The organism is Arthrobacter sp. FW306-04-A (genome assembly GCF_044358315.1).
Lineage (GTDB): Bacteria > Actinomycetota > Actinomycetes > Actinomycetales > Micrococcaceae > Arthrobacter.
This window is the reverse complement of sequence record NZ_CP084559.1, coordinates 3470221-3486065: the sequence shown is the minus strand read 5'-3', so window position 1 is coordinate 3486065 and position 15845 is coordinate 3470221. Positions and strand designations below refer to the sequence as shown.

Here is a 15845-nt window from a genome sequence, read left to right as displayed (position 1 = left end):
TGCAGATCTGGCGGGTTTTTGGTGGACCGTCCTTCAGGTATGGCGGCGTTCCCGCGCTTCCACCCCCGCCCTGCCCAAGGCTGGATCAACGATCCCAACGGCGTCAGCCACATCAATGGCCGGTACCACGTGTTCTTCCAGTTCAACCCGGAATCGGCCCGGCACCACCGGATCCAGTGGGGCCACGTGAGCTCCCCGGACCTGGTGCACTGGGATGAGCATCCCGTCGCGCTGCGCCCACAGAACGGCGGGCCGGACGAGTTCGGTTGCTGGACCGGCGTGGTGACCGACGACGACGGCGTCCCCACCGCCGCGTACTCCGGCGTCAGGGCGGATGGGGGTCACTCGCAAGTAGTGATTTCCCGCGGCTCCGCGGACTAGGTGTCGTGGGAGCAAACCGGCCACGTGGCGGCCACCATGCCGTCCGATGATCTGGTGACGGCCGTGCGCGATCCCTTCCTCTTCTGCTTCAACGGCAAGCGGTACGCCATGCAGGGGCTGGGCTGGCCAATGGACATGCTGCTTTGCTGCTGTCCACGGTGGAGGACATGTCCGACTGGAACTACCAAGGGATCTGGCTGACCTCTGAAAACCCCGTGGCCTCCGCGCACACGCCGGCCGAAATCTGGGAGTGCCCGCAGCTGGTCCGTGCCCCTTCCGATGGCGTCCCTTCCGATGGCGTCCCTTCCGACGGGGCCGACACCTGGGTCATGATGTTCTCCCTGTGGCTCTCCGGTGATAACCACGAGCACGCCAACGGAGTGGGTCACCTCGTTGGTTCGCTAGCCGAGGATCCGTCCACTGGGCTCCCGGTGTAAGTCCCGCGTTCCGGCGGCAAGTCCGACCTTGGCCGGGATTTCTACGCCCCGCAGATCGTTCAACTCGATTCCGGGTCCTCGTCGGAGCCGCGCGCCCTGCTGTGGGGATGGGCAAACGAAGGTCCGGGCCGCGATGGACGCCGTGGCCGTTCGCAAGACGAGATCGACGCCGCAGGCTGGACCGGCGTGTTAACCCACCCGCGCTTCCTCTCGGTTGAGGACGGTGCATTGGTGGTGGCTCCTGCGCCGGAGGTCGAGGCCTACCGGGGTTCCTTAGCCGCAGGCGGTGCAGCCGGGACCGTTCCCTTGCCGCCGTTTGCCGAAGCCGTTGTGACCGGTGGCCCTGATGACAGCCCTGGCGAGGTTCAGCTGGTGCTGGCCACCGGAGTGGAGCGGCAGGTGGTGTTCGCAGGGCCTTTGTCCGAGGGCGAAGAGCTGCGGATCTTCGTGGACGCTTCCCTGGTGGAGGTGTATCGAAAGGGCTCCGTGGCCACGACCCTCCGTGCCTATCCGGCCCTGGGTGAGGAATGGAGCCTTGAGCTTCCCGGAGGTGCGGCGGCAGACGTCTGGGAACTGAAGCTGCCCGAATAGGCGGCAGGCCGCCGTCGTGGTTTCCCCACTTTTGGCCGGAGTCGCAGTCCAAACCCCCGTGTTTTCGCGGATTCCTGGGCGGCGACCCGGCCAAAGGTGGGGAGAATCAGCGGGCAGGCACGGGTCCGGTGGACTCACGAACCACCAAACGGCAGGGAACCATGGTTTCCAGACCGACCTTGGTTTCCAAACCCGCCCTGCCTCGCGCAGCGGGCCCCTGGGCCGGGTCCTCAATCTGTTCCAGCAACATGCTCATGGCGGCCGCGCCCATTTCCCTCAGCGGGAGCGCCATGGTGGTCAGCGCGGGAACCATGGTGGCGGCCTTGCGCTGCATACGGGTTCCTCCGCCGGGGGTGGTTCGGGCTTCTTGCTGCATTCTACCTAACGCGTGTGAGGGTCGCCGGTAACCCCGACCCTCCTGCAGTTTTGGGGCCCTTTACGGCGATCCTCCTGCAGATATATGCCCTTCCACCAAAACCCTCCTGCAGAAATACCGGGCGTAGAGTATCCACCATGCCCGCATTCCCCACCCTCGATGAGCTCCTTGCCACCGCCACAGTGGTCAGCCTGCCGATGCGGGTGAAGTTCCGGGGGATCATGGAGCGCGAGACCCTGCTGTTCCGCGGCCCGGCCGGTTGGGGCGAGTTTTGCCCGTTCCCCGAGTACGGCGACGCCGAGGCCTCCCGCTGGCTCGCCGCCGCCGTCGAAGCCGCATGGCAAGGTTTTCCCCCGCAGCTGAGGGACACTATCCCCGTCAACGCAACCGTCCCCGCAGTGCCTGCCGCCCGGGTGCCCGAGGTGCTGGAGCGTTTTGGCCGCGTGGACGCCGTCAAAGTCAAGGTTGCCGAGCGCGGGCAGGAACTCGCCGACGACGTCGCTCGCGTCACCGCAGTCCGCGACGCCCTGCCGGACGCGGCCATCCGGGTGGACGCGAACGCAGGCTGGGACGTGCCACAGGCGATCGAGGCACTTGGCCGCCTGTCCGCCGTCGGGCTCGAATACGCCGAGCAGCCCGTGCCGCACATCGAGGGGCTCGCCGAAGTCCGCCGCCGGCTGGCTCAACAAGGAACGCCCGTGCTCATTGCCGCCGACGAATCCGTGCGGAAGGAAGACGATCCCCTCAAGGTGGCCCGGGCCGGCGCGGCGGACCTGATCGTCGTCAAGGTGGCGCCGCTCGGGGGAGTGCGGCGCGCGCTTGACATCGTGGCGCAAGCCGGGCTTCCCGCCGTCGTGAGCTCGGCACTGGACACGTCGGTGGGGATCCGCGCGGGGCTGGCGCTCGCCGCCGCGCTGCCGGAACTGCCGTACGCATGCGGGCTGGGGACCGTGCGGCTGTTCACCTCGGACATCACGCGGGATCCGTTAGTGCCCGACGACGGCGCCATCCTCGTCCGCGAAGCCGTCGCCGACGAGGGGCTGCTGGAGCAGTACGCGGCTCCCGCTGAACGTCGCGACTGGTGGCTGGACCGGCTCCGCCGTGTGCACGCTCTCCTGGCTGGGCAGTTCACCGGAACCTAATCGGAGCGTCCTCTCGTAGAGCGAGCGTTTCGGTTTTTTGCCCCAAAGGTGAGTGAGCGTCTGGGGGAGGCGCCGCTAATAGACTGGTGCGGTGACTTCGCAAGGCTCCCTGAGCTCCCTCGCCGCTGCCCGGATCGCCGTTAAGGCGTTGCTCGACAGCGGTGTGCGGTACGTGGTGGTCTCTCCGGGTTCGCGCTCCGCACCCATGGCCTACGCGCTAGCCGAAGCCGAAGCAGCCGGAAACGTCCGCCTCCTCGTAAGGATCGACGAACGCTCAGCCGGTTTCACGGCCCTGGGCCTGGCCCTGTCCACGGGCGCCCCAGCGGCCGTCCTCACCACCTCAGGCACCGCCGTCGGGAATCTCCTCCCCGCGGTCATGGAGGCCAACCACGCCGCGGTTCCCCTCGTAGTCCTTTCGGCCGATCGTCCCGCCGAACTCCTGGGTACCGGCGCCAACCAAACCACCATCCAGCTGGACCTCTTCGGCGAACACGTGCGCTTCGCCGTCGACATTCCCGCGGGCAGCAACCCGCAGCGCGCCGTCGAGACCGCCCTTTACGCCGCAACTGGGGCCCTCGAGGACACCCCTCCGGGCCCGGTGCAGCTCAACCTTGCCTTCCGCGAGCCACTGGTTCCGGAACAGGGTGAGTCCCTGCCCGCCACGCAGGGCCGCGGCGTCTTCCACTACGACTCCGGTCCTCAGCCGCTGACCATGCCGCCTGCTCCCGCCGAACTGACCGAACGGCGGACGGTGGTCCTTGCAGGGCACGACGCCGGTCCGGTCGCCGAGGCGTTCGCCCGCGCCCACGGCTTTCCCTTGCTGGCCGAGCCCTCATCCAACGCGCGCTTCGGCCCCAATGCGATCGGGCCGTATCGGCTGATGCTGGACAACTTCGGGCCAAGCTCTGCCCTGCCGATCGACCGGGTGGTGGTCTTCGGACGGCCGACCCTTTCGCGGCCCGTCGCCGCCCTGTTGGCCCGAAACGACCTCCCCGCCGCGATGTACGAGCCCGTTCCGGTGGCCTGGTACGAGCACGGCCGGCGTCGCGAGGAACGCTTTGATTCGCTGGCTGAATTGGAGGTGTTCGCAGGCCGGGGCTCGGCTGAGTGGCTCGACGCCTGGCTCCTCGCTGGGGCCGCAGCCCAACACGCGCTCGACAGTGTTCTCGACGCAGAGCAGGCAGCCAACGGACCCGCCGTGGGAGCCGCCATTTGGAAACACGCCCGCGGTCAGCTGGTTCTGGGCTCTTCCAACGGCATCCGCGACGTCGACCTCGCCGGACAGCCCGCCTCAGAGCCGCTGGCCACGGTTTTCGCGAACCGCGGCCTCGCGGGCATCGACGGAACCATCTCCACGGCTACAGGAATCGCCCTCGGCGCGGGCCGCGAAACCACCGTCCTCCTGGGCGACGTCACCTTCCTGCACGACGCCGGCGGCCTGCTCCTCGGAGCCGGAGAACCCGGGCCGGACTTGCGCATCGTGGTCCTCAACGACTCCGGCGGGGGCATCTTCGGCCTCCTCGAGCACGGCAAGGTGGAGGACGACGGCGGCTACGGCACCGCCGTCGAGCGCCTCTTCGGCACCCCGCACAGCGTTGACATTTCCGCGCTGGCCGCGGCATACGGCGTCGGGCACACTCCAGTGCGTACGACGGCGGAGCTCGCCGCCGTGCTTGCCTCGCCTTTGAAGGGGCGCAGCATCGTCGAGGTACGCACGGACCGTTACGACCTGCGCCCGTTGCATGCGCGCATCAAGGCTGCCGTGGGCGCGGCTGTCTCCCAGGTGTTGCTGGGGGCGTAGGGGGTCTGGCTGGCGACGCGCACACTGGCTGGCGACGCGGAAATGCCCTGTCGAGGGTTTCCAGCCTCGACAGGGCATTTGCGCGTCGCCGGGTATTTACCGCAGCGCAGGAACTACAGCACTCGGCTGAGGAATTCCTTGGTGCGGGCGTGCTGGGGGTTGGCGATGATTTCGCGGGGGTCACCCGATTCCACCACCACGCCTCCGTCCATGAATGTCAGCGTGTCGCCGACCTCGCGGGCAAAGCCGATCTCGTGGGTCACCACGATCATGGTCATGCCGGACTTGGCAAGGTCCTTCATCACGTTGAGCACGTCGCCCACGAGTTCGGGGTCAAGGGCGGAGGTGGGCTCATCGAAGAGCATCAGCTCGGGTTCCATGGCCAGGGCCCGAGCGATGGCAACGCGCTGCTGCTGGCCACCGGAAAGCTGTGCCGGGTAGTGGTTGGCGCGGTCCGCCAGGCCTACACGGTCCAGCAGTTCAAGGGCCTGCTTCTTGGCGACACCCTTGGCTTTGCCCTTGACCTGCACGGGCGCTTCCATGACGTTGTAGAGCGCGGTCTTGTGCGGGAACAGGTTGAAGCGCTGGAAGACCATGCCGATTTCCCGGCGCTGCGCGGCGATTTCCTTGACCCTCAGGTCGTGGAGGCGGCCGTTGACTTCGCGATAGCCGATCAGCTGGTCACCGACGGAGATGCGGCCGGCGCTGATGGTTTCGAGCAGGTTCACGCAGCGGAGCATGGTGGACTTGCCGGAACCGGACGGGCCGATCACAACGGACACTTCGCCCTGGTTGACCGTCAGGTCGATGCCGCGGAGCACGTGGTGGGGACCGAAGTACTTGTGGAGGCCTTCGATCCGCACCAGCGGTTTCTGGGTGGTGATCGTCATTTTGCCTCATCCTCCGGGAAGTCCATCTTCAGCGACGGCTCTGCTTCGGCACTCGGTGCCACTGCCGCGGCCGCCTTGGCGGCCGCGGGGTTGATGACGGCCGGGGCCAGGTTGGTGTCCACGCCCTTGCCGTAGTAGGCCTCGATGTAGTGCTGGCCGACCATGAGGAGGCTGGTGATGACCAGGTACCAGATGGCCGCCACGATCAGGAGCGGCACCGGAAGGTAGATCCGGTTGGCCAGGGCGTTGGTCGCGAAGGTCAGGTCCAAGGTGAACGGGACGGCCAGGACCAGGGAGGTGGTCTTGAGCATGCCGATGGTCTCGTTACCGGTGGGCGGGACGATGATGCGCATGGCCTGGGGCAGGATGATGCGCCACATGATCTTGCCCTTGCCCATGCCCAGGGCTTCAGCGGCTTCGGTCTGTCCCTTGTCCACGGACTTCAGGCCGGCCCGGAAGATCTCGGCCAAGTAGGCCGATTCATTAAGGCCAAGCCCCAGAATCGCGGCAACAAGAGCCGTAATGACTGTGCTCGTGTCCAGGCTGAACAGCTCGGGGCCGAAGGGCACCCCGGCGCTGATTTTGGGGTAGAGGACGGCGATCAGGCCCCAGAAGACCAACTGTGTGTAGACCGGGGTGCCGCGGAAGAACCAGACCCAAACCCAAGAGGTGTAGCGCAGGACCGGGTTGTCGGACTGCCTCATGACCGCCAGCAGGATGGCAAGGACAATCGCAATGGCCATCGAAGCCACAGTCAAGAGCAACGTCCAGCCAACACCCTGGACGACCTTCACGTCCAGGATGTAGGTGCCCACCACGTCCCAACGGAAGTTGTGGTTCGTGATCACGCTTTGAATCATTAGCGCCAAGACGCCAAGGATGACGACAGCGCTGATCCACCGCCCAGGATGCCTGACGGGCACCGCATTGTTCAGCACGGGCGCCGCGTGGCCTGCTTGATGATGATCCATCTGTGCACCTGATTTGTTATCGGTGGCGGGAATACTCAAGACTTGACCGCCGGGTTGACCTCGGACTTGGTGATGGCGCCTTCGCCGTTGCCCCAGCCGGTGAGGATCTTCTTGTATGAACCGTCAGACATGAGCTTGGTCAGGGTCTTCTGGATGACATCGGCGAGGGCGGTGTCCGGCTTGGCAACGGCGATGCCCTGGGGAGCGGCGTCGTAAACGTCGCCAAGCTTCTCGAGCTGGCCGTTCGTCTGGGTCAGGGCGTAACCGATGATGGGGGAGTCGGCTGCCATGGCGTCGATGCTGCCGTTGACGAGCCTGGTGGTGACGTCGGTCTGGTTCTTCAGGGTGACGATGTTGATCGGCTGCTTGCCGTCAGCTGCGCACTTCTTGTTGCGGCCCGAGAGGTCCGGGTCTTCCTGGACGGTGCCGGTCTGCACACCGATGGACTTGCCGCAGACGTCATCCAGGGAGAACTTCTTCGGGTTGCCCTTCTGCACGGCCCAGGCGGTGCCGGCGTTGAAGTAGCTGACCATGTTGACGGCGCCGAGTCGCTCGGGGTTGATGGTGAACGAGGAGATGCCGAGATCGTACTTGGGGCCGAGGGCGGGGAGGATGCCGGTGAATTCGGCGGTCTGCACCTGGACCTTCAGGCCGAGTGTGGCACCGATTGCCTTGGCGATGTCGACGTCGTAACCGACCGGAGTCTGGCCGTCGGTCCCGAGGAATTCCGCGGGAGCATAGGTGGTGTCCGAGCCGACGGTCAGCGTGCCTTTGGACTTGATGGCCGCGGGGACCAAAGCAGCCAGCGTGTCGTCCTTGGTGATGGTGGTGGGGTCAAAGCTTGCGTTAGCACTGCCAGAAGGCGAGGCGGCACTCGACGGGCCGGCCTCTGACGCGTTGGTGCAGGCAGTCAGGGCCAAGGCGCCGATTGCGATGATGGTTGCAGCCTTGAGCGTCGAACTGACCGGAAGCGAACGGAATTTCTGCATTTTCTTACCTTTTTTTGCAGTGGATGCGAAACTAATCGGTTCATAGTGTAGCGCCGAACATGAGATGTGCGTCACAGAAAACTAAGTTTTACTATTGGATAACCTACCAAGTAAAAAATCAAGACCCCTGCCAGGGCTATTGTCTCGCATCCCAGACATCCGAGGGGGTGGGTGAGGAGCGGACTCCTGGCGTTGGAGCCTTAGTTGTTGATACCAAGCGATTCAAGCATCGGCCGGAATTTGGCCCACGTCTCGGCCAGCTCGGCCTCGGGAACGGAGCCCTCAACGATCCCGCAGCCCGCATAGAGGCGCACAGTCGTCGGGCTCTCGATGATGGCACCACGCAGTGCGATGCCCCACTCGCCGTTGCCCGCGGCGTCGAGCCATCCGACCGGTCCCGCGTACGGCCCGCGGTCCATGTGCTCAAGCTCCCGGATCAGTTCCCCGGCCACCAAAGTAGGCGTACCGCACACGGCGGCCGTGGGGTGAAGTGCGTTGATCAGGGCGAGGCACGTAGGGACATGTCCCTCGATATCGGCAAGTTCAGCCTTCACGTCCGAGGCCAGGTGCCACACATTCGGCAGCTCCAGGATGAACGGCTCGCTGTGGGCGTTCATGGCCTCGGAGAAGGGCGCAAGTTGCGTGGTGAGCGACTGGATGGCGATCTCGTGCTCATGCCTTTGCTTCTCGGAACCGGCAAGTACCCGTTCGGCGTATTCCATCGGGGAGCCGTCCATCCCCTCCGCATCGCGCCGGTCAAGCGTCCCGGCCAGGACACGTGCCTGCGCGGTGCGGCCCTCCACTTGGATGAGCATTTCCGGCGTCGCGCCCACCAAGCCGTCGACGCCGTAAGTCCAGCATTCGCGGTAACGGCTGGCTAGCTGGCGGAGCACCTGGGCGGCGTTGACGCCGTCGGGCAGCGTTGCCACCACGTCGCGGGCGAGGACGAGCTTCTCCAGCTTTCCCGTCCGGATTTCCGTCACGCCGTCGGCGACGGCCTGCTTCCAGTCGGCTTCGCTCAGCGAACCGCTCTCCAGTGTGACCTTCCCGTCCCCCAACTGGCTGGCAGTTGGGTGCCCGACGGCGGAGTGCCCGACGGCGGAGCGTCCAGCCGCCGCAGACTCACCGTTCGCTGAATCACCGTCCGAAGGACTCAGCCAGCCCGCGAGGGCGGCGAGGGCACCCGCCTCGGTGAGTTCGACGTCGTCGAGCGTCAACTGGGTGAGCCAGGACTGCCCGTCCCGGATCCCGACCACAATCTCCGGAAGGATCAGGCGCGATTCAAAGGCGGACGTCTTGGAAAAAGCAAAGGAGCCAAAGGCTACCGGGCCGGTGCCGGGGATCTCGAGGGGATCCGTGACGTCCGCCTCAATGACGAGGTGGCGCCACCAGATATCGGCCTCGAGGAAACGGTCGGGCCCGGTGGCAGTGAAGCGCGCGAGTTCGCCAAAGCCCACCAGCCCGTTCTCGCGGCGGGACCAGCACAGGACGTCGTCCCGGACCAGAAACGACGGCAGCCCCCCGGAGGATGAATCAACATCGAGGGGGACTGTCAAGGTGCGGAGCGTGCTCGTCATGATGGAACAACATTACTCCCGCGGGCAACGGCAACCGCGTTCGCCGGACGGGAGCCCCGGCGGGAACCTGGCCGAGAACCTGGCCGGGAACCTGGCCGGGAACCCAGCCACTACGGAGCGCCCCGAAAGTTCTCCCCAAAATTGTCTGAGACAATTGCAGGGTGAACCGAGCATCCTTGGAAAAGCGTCCGGACGAAGTTGCGACGATGTTTGACGATGTCGCGCCCAAATACGACGTCGTCAACGATGTCCTGTCCATGGGGCAGACCCGGCGTTGGCGCCGCGTCGTCGTGGAAGCGATGGATGTTCGGGTGGGCCAAAAGGTCCTGGACTTGGCTGCCGGCACCGGTACCTCGAGCGAACCGTACGCCGACGCCGGAGTGGATGTTGTGGCCTGCGATTTCTCGCTGGGGATGCTGAAGGTTGGCAAGCGCCGCCGTCCGGACATCAACTTCGTTGCCGGAGACGCCACCAATCTGCCGTTCGCGGACAACTCCTTTGACGCGTGCACCATTTCCTTCGGCCTGCGCAACGTCAACGAACCGCACAAGGCACTCGAAGAGATGCTCCGCGTCACCAAGCCCGGTGGACGCCTGGTCATCGCAGAATTCTCGGCCCCGGTGGTGCCCCTTTGGCGCACTATGTACACCGAATACCTGATGCGCGCACTGCCCGCCATCGCCACCAAGGTCTCTTCCAACCCGGACGCCTACGTGTACCTTGCCGAGTCCATCCGCGCTTGGCCGGACCAGGACCACTTGGCCGCCTGGCTGCAGGAAGCCGGTTGGACGGACGTCAACTACCGCAACCTGAGCGGTGGAATCGTGGCAGTACACCGGGCCCAGAAGCCCGGGGCTGAACACCGGGAAAGCGTCCCCGTGGCGAAGCTGCGCCGCCAAATCAAGCCGCGCCGCCAAGCCGGCGACCAGTCCCGCTGACCGGCTTATTAACAAGGACGCTGTGAACGTACTGATAGTCGGCGCAGGACCAGCCGGGTCCACCGCCGCGTACTACCTTGCCCGGGCTGGAATAGCCGTGACGGTGCTGGAAAAGACCAGCTTCCCGCGCGAAAAGGTCTGCGGCGATGGCCTCACTCCCCGCGCTGTCCGCGAAATCCAGAAACTCGGCCTCCCGCACGCCGAGGACCAGGGGTGGCGCCGCAACAAAGGACTCCGGCTGATTGCCGGCGGCCGGACCATCGAGCTGCCCTGGCCCGAAGTCGCCGACTTTCCCACGTACGGACTCATCCGAACCCGCCTCGGATTCGACGAGGAGTTGGCCCGGCACGCCCAGGCTGCCGGCGCCGTCGTCCTTGAACGCCACAGCGTGACCGAAGCCCTGCGCGACGACGCCGGGCGGGTGATCGGCGCCCGTGCGGCGATCCTCGACGAGACCGGACGCAAGACGGGCGAAACGCTCGACTTCCATGCCGACGTCGTACTCGCCGCGGACGGCAATTCGACCCGCACAGCCGTTTCGCTCGGCATGCACAAGCGCGATGACCGCCCGCTGGGCGTCGCAGTCCGCACCTATTTCACCTCGCCCCGCCACGACGACGACTGGATGGAAGGTTGGCTTGAGCTCCCCGGCAAGTCCGGAAAGCCGCTGCCCGGCTACGGTTGGGTGTTCGGCGTCGGGGATGGAACGTCCAACGTCGGCCTCGGAATCCTGAACTCTTCCAAGGAATTCGGCAAGCTCGACTACAAGCAGGTCCTGCGCGAATGGACCGCCGGCATGCCGTCCGATTGGGGCTTCACCCCGGAAAACCAGGTGGGGGAGATCCGCGGCGCCGCGCTGCCCATGGGCTTCAACCGGACCCCGCACTACTCGCCGGGGCTCATGCTCCTGGGCGACGCCGGCGGCATGGTTTCCCCGTTCAACGGCGAGGGCATTTCCTACGCCATGGAGTCAGCCCGCTTTGCGGCCGAGTTCATCATCGACGCGTCCTCGCGTTCGCGTTCAGCGGGATGGGGCTCCGACGACGCCGACGCGCACCTTTCGCGGTACGCGGACTACGTGCGGGACCAGTGGGGTTCACACTTCACCTTGGGACGCGTCTTTGCGGCCCTCATCGGAAAGCCTGCCGTCATGAAGCTCGCGTTGCGGACGGGCATGCCCATACCGGTGCTGATGCGCTTTGTGGTGAGGCTGCTCGCCAACCTCACGGATGCGTCCGCCAAGGGTTTCGAGGACCGCGTCATCCGCGTCCTCGAGATGCTTGTGCCAGCCACGTCCAACACCACGTCCACCGTCGTTTCTACCCGCGCCGGCACCGAATCAACGCTTTCCACCGCGAAAAGTTAGGGTTAACCCGTGACTCACTCTGCCGAACACAGTTGGACGCACGCCGGTCACGGCCTGCCGGACACTGTCGAACCCGCACCGACCACCACCGCGATCGCCACTGGCCTGCAGCTTCCTGCCGGTTTTGCGGCTATCGCCAAGGACGTGGAGCTGGGTCCTGCCATCACCACCAACCTTGCCCGGGTGGAGAAGAAGCTCCGCGAAGCAATTGCCAACTCGGATCCCCTGGCTGACGCAACGTCGCGTCACCTGGTGGAAGCCGGCGGCAAGCGCATCCGCCCGCTGTTGACGCTCCTGTGCGCCCACCTCGGTGACGCCTCCCGTCCGGAAGTGGTCCAGGCCGCCGTCGTGGTTGAACTGACGCACCTGGCAACCCTCTACCACGACGACGTAATGGACTCCGCGCCCTACCGACGCGGCGCTCCCACGGCCCACGAAGTCTGGGGCAACTCGGTGGCAATCCTCACGGGTGACCTGATCTTTGCCCGGGCCTCGATCCTGGTGTCCGAACTCGGTTCCCGTGCCTTGGGAATCCAGGCCCGCACCTTCGAACGCCTGTGCCTGGGCCAGTTGCACGAAACCGTAGGCCCGCGTGAGGGCGAAGACGCCGTGGAGCACTATCTCTCCGTTATCGCCGACAAGACCGGTTCCTTGGTTGCCGCCTCCGGCCAGCTCGGCGCCATCTTCGCCGGCGCCGACGAAGCCTTCGAAAACGTGCTCGTGGAATACGGCGAGAAAGTTGGCGTGGCCTTCCAGTTGGCCGACGACGTCATCGACGTTACGGGTGTCAAGGTCAAGTCCGGCAAGTCCCCGGGGACGGACCTCCGCGAAGGCGTTCCCACTCTGCCCGTCCTGCTGCTCCGCAAGGCTGCCGACAATGGCGACCAGTCCGCCGTCGAACTCTTGAAGCTGGTGGACGGCGACCTGTCTTCCGATGAAGCGCTGGCGCTGGCAGTCTCCGGACTGCGCGAGCACCCTGTCACCGCTGAATCCTGGGTCATTGCGCGTCAGTGGTCCGCGGAAGCCATTGAGGCCTTGAAGCCGTTGCCCGAAGGCGTGGTCAAGGAATCGCTCACGAACTTTGCCCACGCCGTGGTGGAGCGCGCCAGTTAGTTGTTGGTGCTTTTGGGGCGCCCCGCTTAAATGCAATGGCCCCGGTTCCTTGCAACGCTACGAGTCAAGCGCTGCAACGAACCGGGACCATAATCTCCGTTCGCATCAGACTCACCGGAGGCATTTAGTGAATCCGGTTACAGCATATGACAGTTTTGTCACGGGTGCAACTTTCCCCGTCAATAGATTTTCCGGAGCTTGCGTGGACCATCGCGTTGTAAACTCCCCACCTTTGACGCTGCCCTGGACCACAAGGCATGAATTCTCGGCGTCGGGATCCGCTCATCTCGGTCAAAACCGGGGAGTTTCGTGCGCGTGGCGATTATCCACATAGCAGGCTCCTTGCCTTCCTGGGTCCTCGCCAAACTGCTGAAGTTGCCTCATGGACCTCGTTGGCTTCCTGAAATACGCTGGCTCGGCCGCAAGAACTTCCACGGTGAAGCAGGCTGGCTTCTCCGACCGCGCCGTTAGGGCTGCGGTTGCTGGCGGCGGAGTGGTTCGGCGACGCAGGGGTGTGCTGGCCTTGGCGGGTGCCCAGGAAGATATCGTGGCTGCCCTCAGCGCCAACGGGCTGCTCACGTGCGCATCCGGCGCCCGACACAACGGCATCTGGGTGCTGCACGAACCTCGGACTCTCCATTTACTGTGCCGGCACGGAAACGCCAAGGGATTTGTGGTCCACCGGGAGTCAGTGGTGGAGTCGCGGAGCATCCGACCAGTGGCCAGCCTGACAGATACGCTGCTGCATTCCCTCCGCTGCCTGCCTGAAGTCGAGGCGGCCGTCATGGTGGAAAGTGCACTCCTCCAAGGACGGACCAATCTTGACTACCTCCGTGAGAGACTGCCAGGCAACCGGAACGGGGCGGCCAGAAAGGTGCTCTCGTTGGCGGACGGTTCGGCAGATTCTCCGATCGAGGTTGTGGCGAGGATACTTTTTCGGCAAGCCGGCATACGTACCGAGACTCAGGTCGAATTGCCCGGAATCGGCATTGTGGACTTCTTGCTGGAAGGAAGGCTGATCGTGGAGGTGGATGGGGAGAGCCACCTGGAGCCTCGGCAGGTCAAGAAGGATAGGCGACGCAACAACGCAGGAACGGTGAAGGGCTTTCTGGTTCTTAGATACGACTATTCGCAGATTGTGTATCAGCGAGAAACCGTGCTTGCCGAAGTTCTCCAGGTCCTTCGCCAAGGAAGCCGCTGAAAACTCCCCGGTTTTGGCCGGAACTCAAGGTGATAGGCCCCGGAAACAAGCGGCTCGTGGGCCCAACTCAGCCCAAAGGTGGGGAGAAAGCTCCGGCCTCGCTGAAGAAACCCTCAGTCTTCTTCGTCGCTGAAAGCCCAGTCGAACATGTCGAACACGAACTCGGAGAACGTGCCTTCTTCGGATTTCCACTGGCCGCGGGCATTGTTGCGGCGCCAAACGATGGGATCGGGGACGCCAAGGTCGCCCACGCGGAAGCCCCAGGTGAATTGCTCTTCCTCGTCCTCCAGGAACATCAGGAAGCCTTCGTCGTCAACTTCGAGTTCCTCGGGGTCCCAGAAGTAGTGGTAAGCCTCCATGAGGTCCTCGCAACCACCGATCGCAAGATAGAACTCGCGCAAAACCATGGGAATGGTGAACGAATGGGTGGCCAAGGCTTCGTCCAGCTCGGAAACGGTCAGTCCGTCTTCTTCCTGCCATTCGTCCTCGAGATACTTCGGTACAAGCGCGCGGAACTTCTCGAGGAACATGTCAGTCATGCTCCCATCCTAGCTAATCGCGGGCACGTGAATCGGCGCCCGTCGAGACCCCGGCGCGATGCCATCCACGGACCGCCAAGGGCACTCGCCAACCTCGACGCCAAGCCACCACACGGAAGGCAAAAGCCAAGGCGGCAATCAGGGCCGCAGTCAACCCATTGAAGGCACCCATGTTCCAGAGCAAGGCCGTCAGTGCCGCTCCGCTGAAGGCCGGCAGGGCGTACAGATCCCGGGCATCGAAGAGCGTGGGGATTTCGTTGGCGGTGATGTCGCGGAGCAGTCCACCGCCCACGGCAGTGGTGACGCCCAACAGGATTGCAGCCACCGGATTCATCCCCGCGGCCAGCGCCTTGAGCGTTCCGGTGATGCAGAACAAAGCCAGCCCGCCGGCGTCGAACAGCGTCAACAGCGAGGTAAAGCGCTGGATGTTTGAAAACAGGAAGTACACCAGCACAGCGGCCAGCAGAGGCGGCAGAAGGTAGACCGGGTTGGTGAACGCCGCGGGTGGGCCGGCGTTGATGATGATGTCGCGGATGACGCCGCCGCCCAGGGACACGAGCGAAGCCAGGAGAAGAGAGCCGATGATGTCGAACTGCTTCTTGGCCGCGAGCAAGGACCCGGACACAGCGAAAAAGAACACGCCGGCCAGATCCAGCCAAACCAGCGCGAGGTCAAAAGTGAACAAATGCAGCTCCATTCTTCGTTCACAGACGGGCGATCCTGCTTGCCCAACGTTACGCTTGCACCCATGAACAGCCCCGTCTTGATCGCGTGCGCCCACGGAACCCGGAACGTCGAAGGGCAGGCCGCCATCCGCCAGGTCATGGCTGAAATCGAGGCCCTCCGTCCCGGCCTGACTGTTGTTGAGGCCTACGTCGACGTCCAGGAACCGGAGTTGTCCGGCGTGGTGGCGGGCCTCCGGGAAGGCACGCCCGCCGTCGTCGTTCCTTTGCTACTCAGCACGGGGTACCACGTCAAGGTGGACATCCCGAAGGCGATCAAGTCCCGCCCGGAGGTGTCCGCGGCACCGCCGCTGGGGCCGGATCCGCGCCTCGCGGAGTTGCTCGCCGCACGGTTGCGCGACGCCGGCCTGGGCGACGACGACGGCGTCCTGCTCGCCGCTGCGGGCTCGTCCTTGCCGGACGGTTCGGTCGATTCGGAAGAGCAAGCGCGTCAGCTCGCCGAGCTGCTGCCCAACAAAGTGCGCGTTGCCTATGGCGCCAGTGCCGAGCCGAACGTGCCCGACGGCGTCGCGACCTTGCGCGCCGAAGTCACCGACGACGGCGGCCGGGTCATTGTGTCCTCATACTTGCTGGCCACGGGCTACTTCCATGACCAGCTGTCCAAGGCCGGGGCCGACGTGGTGACGGCGCCGCTGCTGCCTTCTCCAGTCCTCGCGGAGATCGCCCTGGAACGCTACGACGCAGTGCTCGCCGCCCGGTCCTAATCCGATCTTTCGAATGCATAGCGGGGCCTCTCGAACAAGGTCCGACGGCGGTTCGTGACGAAATGTTTCCCTAGGTGACTCTTCGT

At 64.9% G+C, this 15845-nt stretch carries 17 protein-coding genes and 1 pseudogene; 11 read left to right on the top strand and 7 right to left on the bottom strand.

Features of this window, described 5'->3' with window-relative positions; translation table 11 throughout:
* The first annotated feature begins 21 nt into the window (after positions 1 to 21).
* The 4 genes and pseudogenes from LFT43_RS16230 (at position 22) to LFT43_RS16215 (ending at position 1409) form a co-directional block, all read left to right on the top strand.
* Positions 22 to 381 (top strand): glycoside hydrolase family 32 protein, encoded by a 360-nt coding sequence (locus LFT43_RS16230; protein WP_395798464.1) that lies wholly within the window; start codon positions 22 to 24, stop codon positions 379 to 381.
* Between the two features lie 167 nt (positions 382 to 548).
* Positions 549 to 818 (top strand): hypothetical protein, encoded by a 270-nt coding sequence (locus tag LFT43_RS16225; protein WP_395798462.1) that lies wholly within the window; start codon positions 549 to 551, stop codon positions 816 to 818.
* A gap of 54 nt (positions 819 to 872) precedes the next feature.
* Positions 873 to 1001, top strand: a pseudogene (locus LFT43_RS16220) (hypothetical protein); the annotation flags it as partial.
* A gap of 3 nt (positions 1002 to 1004) precedes the next feature.
* Entirely contained in the window at positions 1005 to 1409 is a 405-nt protein-coding gene (locus LFT43_RS16215) for a GH32 C-terminal domain-containing protein (RefSeq protein ID WP_395798460.1), read from the top strand.
* A gap of 106 nt (positions 1410 to 1515) precedes the next feature.
* Here the strand turns inward: LFT43_RS16215 and LFT43_RS16210 are convergent, their stop codons facing one another.
* A complete protein-coding gene (locus LFT43_RS16210) occupies positions 1516 to 1743 on the bottom strand; it encodes a substrate-binding domain-containing protein (protein WP_395798458.1) in 228 nt (75 codons plus the stop codon).
* Positions 1744 to 1922: 179 nt separating this feature from the next.
* On the opposite strand from LFT43_RS16210, the gene LFT43_RS16205 reads away from it, so the two are divergent.
* The gene (locus LFT43_RS16205; RefSeq protein ID WP_395798456.1) at positions 1923 to 2927 is read left to right on the top strand and encodes an o-succinylbenzoate synthase; all 1005 of its coding nucleotides are present in this window, start codon (positions 1923 to 1925) and stop codon (positions 2925 to 2927) included.
* Between the two features lie 91 nt (positions 2928 to 3018).
* Positions 3019 to 4728: a 2-succinyl-5-enolpyruvyl-6-hydroxy-3-cyclohexene-1-carboxylic-acid synthase gene (menD, locus tag LFT43_RS16200; protein ID WP_395798454.1), complete on the top strand. Its 1710-nt coding sequence runs from the start codon at positions 3019 to 3021 to the stop codon at positions 4726 to 4728.
* A 113-nt stretch (positions 4729 to 4841) separates the two neighbouring features.
* Here the strand turns inward: menD and LFT43_RS16195 are convergent, their stop codons facing one another.
* From LFT43_RS16195 to LFT43_RS16180, 4 genes are all read right to left on the bottom strand, one after another.
* The gene (locus LFT43_RS16195; protein ID WP_395798452.1) at positions 4842 to 5618 is read right to left on the bottom strand and encodes an amino acid ABC transporter ATP-binding protein; all 777 of its coding nucleotides are present in this window, start codon (positions 5616 to 5618) and stop codon (positions 4842 to 4844) included.
* Positions 5615 to 6589 (bottom strand): amino acid ABC transporter permease, encoded by a 975-nt coding sequence (locus tag LFT43_RS16190; RefSeq protein WP_395798450.1) that lies wholly within the window; start codon positions 6587 to 6589, stop codon positions 5615 to 5617. Before LFT43_RS16190 ends, LFT43_RS16195 begins: the two co-directional genes overlap by 4 nt.
* Before the next feature lie 35 nt (positions 6590 to 6624).
* Positions 6625 to 7578, bottom strand: coding sequence for an ABC transporter substrate-binding protein (locus tag LFT43_RS16185; RefSeq protein WP_395798448.1), 954 nt, complete (start codon positions 7576 to 7578; stop codon positions 6625 to 6627).
* Positions 7579 to 7778: 200 nt separating this feature from the next.
* Entirely contained in the window at positions 7779 to 9155 is a 1377-nt protein-coding gene (locus LFT43_RS16180; RefSeq protein WP_395798446.1) for an isochorismate synthase MenF, read from the bottom strand.
* 161 nt (positions 9156 to 9316) lie between these two features.
* On the opposite strand from LFT43_RS16180, the gene LFT43_RS16175 reads away from it, so the two are divergent.
* From LFT43_RS16175 to LFT43_RS16160, 4 genes are all read left to right on the top strand, one after another.
* Complete coding sequence (locus LFT43_RS16175) at positions 9317 to 10093, top strand: demethylmenaquinone methyltransferase (protein ID WP_184738484.1); 777 nt, start codon at positions 9317 to 9319, stop codon at positions 10091 to 10093.
* 22 nt (positions 10094 to 10115) lie between these two features.
* Positions 10116 to 11459 carry a geranylgeranyl reductase family protein gene (locus LFT43_RS16170; protein ID WP_395798443.1) on the top strand — a complete coding sequence of 448 codons (1344 nt, stop codon included), beginning with the start codon at positions 10116 to 10118 and terminating at the stop codon, positions 11457 to 11459.
* A 9-nt stretch (positions 11460 to 11468) separates the two neighbouring features.
* Positions 11469 to 12572: a polyprenyl synthetase family protein gene (locus LFT43_RS16165; protein ID WP_395798441.1), complete on the top strand. Its 1104-nt coding sequence runs from the start codon at positions 11469 to 11471 to the stop codon at positions 12570 to 12572.
* Between the two features lie 382 nt (positions 12573 to 12954).
* Positions 12955 to 13773, top strand: coding sequence for an endonuclease domain-containing protein (locus tag LFT43_RS16160; protein WP_395798439.1), 819 nt, complete (start codon positions 12955 to 12957; stop codon positions 13771 to 13773).
* Between the two features lie 113 nt (positions 13774 to 13886).
* Here the strand turns inward: LFT43_RS16160 and LFT43_RS16155 are convergent, their stop codons facing one another.
* Positions 13887 to 14312 (bottom strand): hypothetical protein, encoded by a 426-nt coding sequence (locus LFT43_RS16155; RefSeq protein WP_395798437.1) that lies wholly within the window; start codon positions 14310 to 14312, stop codon positions 13887 to 13889.
* A 13-nt stretch (positions 14313 to 14325) separates the two neighbouring features.
* Positions 14326 to 14997, bottom strand: coding sequence for a trimeric intracellular cation channel family protein (locus tag LFT43_RS16150; RefSeq protein WP_395798435.1), 672 nt, complete (start codon positions 14995 to 14997; stop codon positions 14326 to 14328).
* Between the two features lie 63 nt (positions 14998 to 15060).
* On the opposite strand from LFT43_RS16150, the gene LFT43_RS16145 reads away from it, so the two are divergent.
* Entirely contained in the window at positions 15061 to 15759 is a 699-nt protein-coding gene (locus LFT43_RS16145) for a sirohydrochlorin chelatase (protein WP_395798433.1), read from the top strand.
* Positions 15760 to 15845: the final 86 nt, after the last annotated feature.

Excerpts from the sequence above, each read along its gene's own strand:
- LFT43_RS16205 (WP_395798456.1), top strand. The coding sequence starts at position 1,923 with ATGCCCGCATTCCCCACCCTCGATGAGCTCCTTGCCACCGCCACAGTG.
- LFT43_RS16145 (WP_395798433.1), top strand. The coding sequence starts at position 15,061 with ATGAACAGCCCCGTCTTGATCGCGTGCGCCCACGGAACCCGGAACGTC.
- LFT43_RS16225 (WP_395798462.1), top strand. The coding sequence starts at position 549 with ATGTCCGACTGGAACTACCAAGGGATCTGGCTGACCTCTGAAAACCCC.
- LFT43_RS16190 (WP_395798450.1), bottom strand. The coding sequence starts at position 6,589 with ATGGATCATCATCAAGCAGGCCACGCGGCGCCCGTGCTGAACAATGCG.
- LFT43_RS16160 (WP_395798439.1), top strand. The coding sequence starts at position 12,955 with ATGGACCTCGTTGGCTTCCTGAAATACGCTGGCTCGGCCGCAAGAACT.
- LFT43_RS16210 (WP_395798458.1), bottom strand. The coding sequence starts at position 1,743 with ATGCAGCGCAAGGCCGCCACCATGGTTCCCGCGCTGACCACCATGGCG.
- LFT43_RS16155 (WP_395798437.1), bottom strand. The coding sequence starts at position 14,312 with ATGACTGACATGTTCCTCGAGAAGTTCCGCGCGCTTGTACCGAAGTAT.
- LFT43_RS16195 (WP_395798452.1), bottom strand. The coding sequence starts at position 5,618 with ATGACGATCACCACCCAGAAACCGCTGGTGCGGATCGAAGGCCTCCAC.
- LFT43_RS16185 (WP_395798448.1), bottom strand. The coding sequence starts at position 7,578 with ATGCAGAAATTCCGTTCGCTTCCGGTCAGTTCGACGCTCAAGGCTGCA.
- LFT43_RS16180 (WP_395798446.1), bottom strand. The coding sequence starts at position 9,155 with ATGACGAGCACGCTCCGCACCTTGACAGTCCCCCTCGATGTTGATTCA.